The sequence below is a fragment of the Thermus sp. FJN-A genome, assembly GCF_054655095.1.
On sequence record NZ_BAAHSC010000188.1, the window covers coordinates 1 to 790 of the forward strand.

The following is a 790-nucleotide window of genomic DNA, read 5'->3' on the forward strand; positions in this document are numbered from 1 at the left end:
TGGCCAAGGGCGAGTTTATCCGGACGAAGCCTCACGTGAACGTGGGGACGATTGGGCACGTGGACCACGGGAAGACGACGTTGACGGCGGCGTTGACGTTTGTGGCGGCGGCGGAGAACCCGAATGTGGAGGTGAAGGACTACGGGGAGATTGACAAGGCGCCGGAGGAGCGTGCGCGGGGGATTACCATCAACACGGCGCATGTGGAGTACGAGACGGCGAAGCGGCACTATTCGCACGTGGACTGCCCGGGTCACGCGGACTACATCAAGAACATGATCACGGGTGCGGCGCAGATGGACGGGGCCATCCTGGTGGTATCGGCGGCGGATGGTCCGATGCCGCAGACGCGGGAGCACATTTTGTTGGCGCGGCAGGTGGGGGTGCCGTACATCGTGGTGTTCATGAACAAGGTGGACATGGTGGACGACCCCGAGTTGCTGGATTTGGTGGAGATGGAGGTGCGGGACCTTTTGAACCAGTACGAGTTTCCTGGGGACGAGGTTCCGGTGATTCGGGGGAGTGCCCTGCTTGCGCTTGAGGAGATGCACAGGAACCCCAAGACGAAGCGTGGGGAGAACGAGTGGGTGGACAGGATTTGGGAGTTGTTGGACGCGGTGGACGAGTACATACCCACGCCGGTGCGGGACGTGGACAAGCCGTTCTTGATGCCGGTGGAGGACGTGTTTACCATCACGGGGCGTGGGACGGTGGCCACGGGGCGGATTGAGCGGGGCAAGGTGAAGGTTGGGGACGAGGTGGAGATTGTGGGCCTTGCTCCGGAGACGCG

General features: G+C 62.5%; 1 protein-coding gene. It reads left to right on the top strand.

The annotated features are described in order from the left end of the window. Positions 1–790: elongation factor Tu (locus tag ACYQ0J_RS07495; RefSeq protein ID WP_460171542.1), on the top strand; the 790-nt coding region annotated here is incomplete at both ends.